Origin of the sequence: Sutterella sp. (assembly GCF_030539355.1) — a bacterium.
Lineage (GTDB): Bacteria > Pseudomonadota > Gammaproteobacteria > Burkholderiales > Burkholderiaceae_F > Sutterella.
In genome coordinates this window covers 1-5,612 of record NZ_JAUNSF010000140.1, presented here as the reverse complement: position 1 = coordinate 5,612, position 5,612 = coordinate 1, and the positions used below count along the sequence as shown (strand labels likewise).

Sequence of the window (5,612 nt, the reverse complement as noted above, 5' to 3'; positions counted from 1 at the left end):
TTGGAACGGAGAAAGCCGTACCGAATGAAAGTGGCCGGAAGCGGTCTGTCGCAGATCGGGATGCTTGCTGAAAGCATGAATCCGCCGGGAAATGCCGGGCCAGGAGTCCCGGCGAATACGGAACCCGGTCGAAACCGCAGATCAGCCGGTCAGCCAAGAGCGTCCTGCATGGGCGCAACATTTGGGTCTGGAATGAAATCCGATGAGGATGCACGGCCGAGGTCCGGGCACATGACCGGGGCTCGTGCGGTCCGGGATCCGGGAGCACGGGCCTGGGGAACCTGGGCGGCGGACGGAGGAACCGGAGCAGTGCCGGGGCTGCAGGCGTACGCCCAGGATGGTTTCGGGGCAGTCCGGGCAGCGACGGCAGATCGTTCGGAGGGAGAACGCGGTCGTCCGAGGGGCCGGCAGACCGAGGCGCCGAAGCCGCCGGAGGCTTGAAGACCGGCTGCGGTTTCGGTCAGGATCAGCGAAGTCCCGGAGGCTCCGCAGACCCGAAATGGCTTAAAAATGGTCAATATTCAACATAACAACTATTATGTTGAGTAATTTTTGAGGGTCCGGAGGGGTTTCGGACCGTCTGCGACCGATCCGCGGATCCGTTGCCTGGGCGCCAGCGGCCGCCGGCTCCGGCCGTCTGCGCCGATGCTGCCGGCCCTGCCGCGGCGTACGGCGCGCAGTAACCGAAGCGCGGACGCGGGTAACTCAAGTGCGGACGGAAGTAACCCATCCGCGGACGCAGGTAACTCTGGCGCGAACAGCCGGGGCGCAGCCTCTTCCGATCCGCAGGGGCAACGTGCGGTTCTATCCGGAGATCAATGAATCGTTGTTGTACCTGTGTAGAATAAAAAAAGTCTCTGACCAACCGTTCGCTTGCCCATGATCCGAATCCACACCATCCACACCGGCGATGTCCGCGTCTCGCCCTACCTGCCTTTTGGCGGCGACGACTGCGGCGTCCTCAAGGCCGCGGGCCTTACGACGCCGAAGCGTGACTGGATCTGGCTCCCCGTCTTCTGCTACTTCATCGAGCATCCGCATGGACGGATCCTGGTCGATACCGGCTGGCACCGCGAGATGAGCCCGGACGGCGTCTATGACCGCGCGGCGCAGATCCGGTCACTGGGCTCCCTTCCCCTCTACCTCACGAACCAGGGCCGCGTCGGTCCCGGCGAGGCAATTGACGAACGGCTCGCAAAGCTCGGCGTCACGCCGGAGATGCTCGATTATGTGCTCCTCACGCACCTCGACTGCGACCATGCGAACGGGCTGCGGCTCGTGGGCGACGCCAAGAAGATTCTCGTCTCGGCGGAGGAACTCGCGGCCGCCGGCAAGCGCTCCTTCGTGGACCGTGTCCGCTACTGCTCCGACTGGTGGCGAGGCGTGAATCTCGAGACCTTCGCTTGGAACGGTGCCGAGGGGCCGGCCGGGCATTCCTTCGACCTCTTCGGCGACGGGAGCGTGGTGCTGGTTCACATCCCCGGGCATTCCGAGGGCCAGTGCGCCGTGCGGATCCGGGCCGGGGACGGCCGCTTCGTGATTCTCACGGGAGACGGCGGCTACGGCGAGAAGTCCTGGCGGGAGGGCGTCACCTCGGGCGTTTCGTTCGACAAGGCGGCGCAGAAGAAGTCCCTCGCCTGGCACACGGAACAGAGCCGTGACCCGCAGTGCGTCGAGATGCTCGCCACGCATGATGCGGCGGTGAAGCCGCATGTGACCGAGCTCTGAGGACAATGGTCTTCTTCTGAGGTTCTCACGACTGCTGTGCGTTTTGCTCACTGCCGGAGCGAAGTCGGTGATAAATCCGCAGCCTATACTGAGCGGGGCAGAACCTTTCCCCTTCCCGCATCATGACTGAACCCCTCTACTTCTCCTCGGACGAACTCACCTGCCGCACGACGGTGCTCTCCTGCGAGGCGCTTGAGGACGGGCATTTCGCCGTCCGCCTTGACCGCACGCTCTTCCATCCCCAGGGCGGCGGGCAGCCGGGCGACCGGGGATTCATCGGCGACGTGCCCGTGGAGAACACGGTGAGCCGCGAGGGTGAGATCCTTCACATCACCGCCCAGGCTGTGCCCGAGGGCGAGACCGAGATCCGCGTGGATGCCGAGGTCCGGGCCCTGCACTCGAGGCTTCACTCCGCCGGCCATCTGATCGGCACGATCGGAGACCTGCGCGGCTGGCACGCGATCAAGGGCGACCACTTTCCCGGGCAGTCGCGCGTGGTCTTCACGCCGCCCGAGGGCGTGACCACGGCGCCCTCGCCCGAGGAAGCCGTGGCCTGGCAGGCCGAGCTTGACCGGTGCGTGACCTCGGCGCTCCCGAGGAAGATCGGTCAGGAAGGGGAACTGCGCACCGTGACCTGGGGGGAGCTTCCCGCCTATCCCTGCGGCGGCACGCATGTCGCGAGCACCTCGGAGATCGGCAAGGCGACGATCACGAAGATGAAGCTCAAGAAGGGACAGCTCTCGGTCTCGTACTCGATCGGATGAGCCGGGCCCGAAGCTCGTTACCCACATACAAGAATCCCGCCCAGGCTTGAGACCGGAGCGGGATTCATGCTGTCAGGGGCCCGGGCGGTCCCGTGAGACCGCCCTTCCCTCACGCGCCTCAGAAGGTGTAGCGCGTGTAGATCTGGCCCGAGATGCCGCGGGTGTCCTCGCTGCCCACGGAGACGCCGGCGTTGATGCCGAGCGAGAAGGCGCCCTTAGAGGCCTCGAGGCCGATGCGCGTCCTCACCTGGTTCTTCGACCAGACGTCCATGGTGACGGAGCCGACCGAGGAGCCGCTCGTCGTCACGGCGCGGACGTCGCGGTCACCGAAGCTGCCGAGGTACGCCACGTCGGCGGTCGGCGACCAGGTCCAGCCGGAGGCCGTCTCAAGGTTGCCCGAGAACGCGATGCCGACCGGGACCTGCCAGAGGTTCTGGTCAACGCCGCCGACCTTCGTGCCGTTCGAGACGGTGTAGTCATCGGTCGAGACGCGGACGTAGTCAACGCCGACGAAGGGCGCGATCCAGGCCTTCTCGGAGACCGGGAGCTTCACCTCCGCGCGGATGCCGACCGTGTAGACGTCGGCCTTGACGCCGTCAGCCTTGGCAGGCGTGAAGGAGCTGTCCGAGAGGTCGTTGTCGGTGCGGACGTAGCCCGCCTGCGCGGCGACGCTCACGGTGTTGAAGCGCTTGCCGACGTAGGCGTTGACGCCCCAGTAGTCGACTTCGTTCTTGACGCCCGAGTTGCCGTCCTGACCGCGCACGGAGCCCGTGCCGGCCGAGAGGAGCGCGCCGGCCGTGACGTCGCCGCCCGTCCAGTCCGCGCCCACGACCACGCCGCCGAGGTCAGCCTTGACAGCGTTCATCTCGTGCGAGCCGCCCATCTCGAGACGGGTGCCCGTGGCCTTCGCGTAACCCGTTATGCCCTCGGCATAGGGCTGCGCGACCGAGGTGCGCCCGAAGGCGGCCTCGTTGGCGAGCATCGAGCCCTGGATGGCCGCCATCTGAACACCCGCGGCGGCCGCGAGGTTCATGCCGGCGTGCAGGTTCGCGCTGCCCTTGTAGGACGTGCCCGCGACACGCTCGCGCAGGCCGCTCGAGGCGTCAAGGGTGGCGTAGAAGCCCGCGACATCGTCACAGATGCCGAGCGCGGCGTTCTCTGCGGAGGTGTTCTGGTGGAACGTGTACTTGCCGTCGGCGTAGTCGTAGGACCAGAAGACGTTGTCGACCTGAACCGTCACGCCTTCAGGATCCTGAGCCAGTGTGAGCGAGTTCGTGAAATCAGAAGTGCCCACCCCCGTGAAACGCAGGATCGAGTCAGAGGCCATCGAGACGGTGCCTTCGATGGTGACAGGATCAGACTCGTTCTTCGAGAGATCCACGACGAGAGCACCGTCGCCGGCGACCTGGATGCCGGTTTCGGCCTGAGTATCAGCCACGGTCATGATGTCGGCCTCGGCTGTCTGCTCGGTTTCAAAGGAACCGACCTTGACAAGAATCTGACTGACATCAATCGCTTCAGAGACATAGAGCACGGCAGTCTTGCCGGTCTGCGCCAGAGCGGAGACGGCCGAGGCGGAGGCGTCGGACGAAGCCAGACCGAAGGCTCCGTTCACAACGGAGATAGCAGCCGTCCGGCTTTGATCCGTGCCGGAACGCAGGAGGGTCTGTGCGCCGATGTAGGCGACGGATTCAGAAGTACCGATCTGCGTTGCTGATCCTTCCGCGACGGTGAAAGTGCCGAAGTCGACCGTGCCGCCGGTGATCGTCGAGTTCTTGCCGCCGCTCGAGTAGTTCACGCCGGAGATATTGCCCGAGAAGGCGATCGTGTTGAAGCCGGTGATGTTGACGTTGCCCGAATAGGTGGTGTCTGCAACGCTGCGGACCGAGAAGTCGCGGTCAGCGGTGATCGAGAGAGAGGCCGAGGTCGCGCCCGTGCCGTCGATTGTTTGACCCTGGAAGACGTTGCTGTCGGAGATGACGATGGCAGCGTTCTCGACCACGGTCTCGGCTTTGGTGGAAGAGTTCCCGTACTCGAATCCGCCCGCGTAGACGTTGCCGTCCAGCGTGCCGGAGGCAAGCGTGATGGAGACGTCACTGACAGTCGATTCGGCCAGGCTGTAATACGACGCGTTCGTGTAATTGTCGTTGTTCGGGCTGCCCGCAAGGCCGCCGCCGTAAATGGAGCCGCCGATGTCCGCGCCATCAACGACGATGGTTGCCTTATTCACTTTGGCGATGCCGCCGAGCGTGGCCGCGCCGCCCGCGAAGATGTTGCCGGCGATGTCTCCGCCCGTGAGCGAGATCGTCACAGTGTCAACGGTGGCATTTGCTTGGGCGCCCGTGGCGATGCCGCCGCCAAGGATGGCAACGGCACCCTGGGTGTCACCGAGGAGCGTTGCGGTCTCCCAGAGGTACGAGCTGTTTGTGGGGGCGCGTGTCTCAAGAGCGTCTTCGGCACGATCTTTGGCAATCTGGAGAATGGGAGCTACGTTGCCGAGGTTCACCTCGCCGGCCGAGACCGAGATGTTGACCGTTTCAACGCTGGCGAGTGCATTCGTTTCACCAGCATTCGTGTCATCGATTGCCAGACCGCCGCCGTAGATGCCGTCAGTCGTGCCGCCCGAGACTTTGATCGTGGCGGAGTCAACGGTGCTGACCGCGTAAACGAGGGAGTTCTGACCGTCCTTGGCCGTGGCGTATGCCGCGCCGCCGCCCATCACATAGACATTGTCGCCGCCGGTGATGTTCGTAACGGTTTCCCCAATGTCAGAGGAAGCTTCAATATTGGAGGTCTTGACCCCATCCGCAGAGGTAGAGCCTCCGGCATTGCCGGAGCTGTCAACTGCGAGCGAGAGTCCGCCCGCGAGGGTGAAGGCGTTGTAGCCGCCCTTCAGGTTCAGGGTGACGGTTTCTATTTCACTCGAGGCATTGGCGATTGACTCTGATGTCGCGCCGCCGCCCGTACGGGCAAGAGCGATGCTGCCGCCGACGGTGCCGATATGGGCGCCCTTGACGTAGACGTCGCTCATGGAATCCTGCAGTTCATCCAGTAGCTTGGAGCGGTCTTCTTCAGTCATATTTATAAGACTTGAGAGACCGCTGGTAACGCGTGAGATTA

General features: G+C 64.3%; 3 protein-coding genes. 2 read left to right on the top strand and 1 reads right to left on the bottom strand.

Translation table 11 applies throughout. From position 1 onward, the window contains the following. Window positions 1–879: 879 nt before the first annotated feature. Window positions 880–1,728, top strand: coding sequence for an N-acyl homoserine lactonase family protein (locus Q4F91_RS12565; protein ID WP_303338072.1), 849 nt, complete (start codon window positions 880–882; stop codon window positions 1,726–1,728). Between the two features lie 122 nt (window positions 1,729–1,850). After that, window positions 1,851–2,492, top strand: a complete 642-nt coding sequence (locus tag Q4F91_RS12560; protein WP_303338071.1) for an alanyl-tRNA editing protein — start codon at window positions 1,851–1,853, stop codon at window positions 2,490–2,492. A 118-nt stretch (window positions 2,493–2,610) separates the two neighbouring features. Here Q4F91_RS12560 and Q4F91_RS12555 read toward each other — a convergent pair whose 3' ends face one another. After that, on the bottom strand, window positions 2,611–5,571 hold the full coding sequence (locus tag Q4F91_RS12555) for an autotransporter domain-containing protein (RefSeq protein ID WP_303338070.1): 2,961 nt from the start codon (window positions 5,569–5,571) through the stop codon (window positions 2,611–2,613). Window positions 5,572–5,612 lie beyond the last annotated feature (41 nt).

Coding starts and splice junctions, on each gene's coding strand:
- Q4F91_RS12565 (WP_303338072.1), top strand. CDS start 880: ATGATCCGAATCCACACCATCCACACCGGCGATGTCCGCGTCTCGCCC.
- Q4F91_RS12560 (WP_303338071.1), top strand. CDS start 1,851: ATGACTGAACCCCTCTACTTCTCCTCGGACGAACTCACCTGCCGCACG.
- Q4F91_RS12555 (WP_303338070.1), bottom strand. CDS start 5,571: ATGACTGAAGAAGACCGCTCCAAGCTACTGGATGAACTGCAGGATTCC.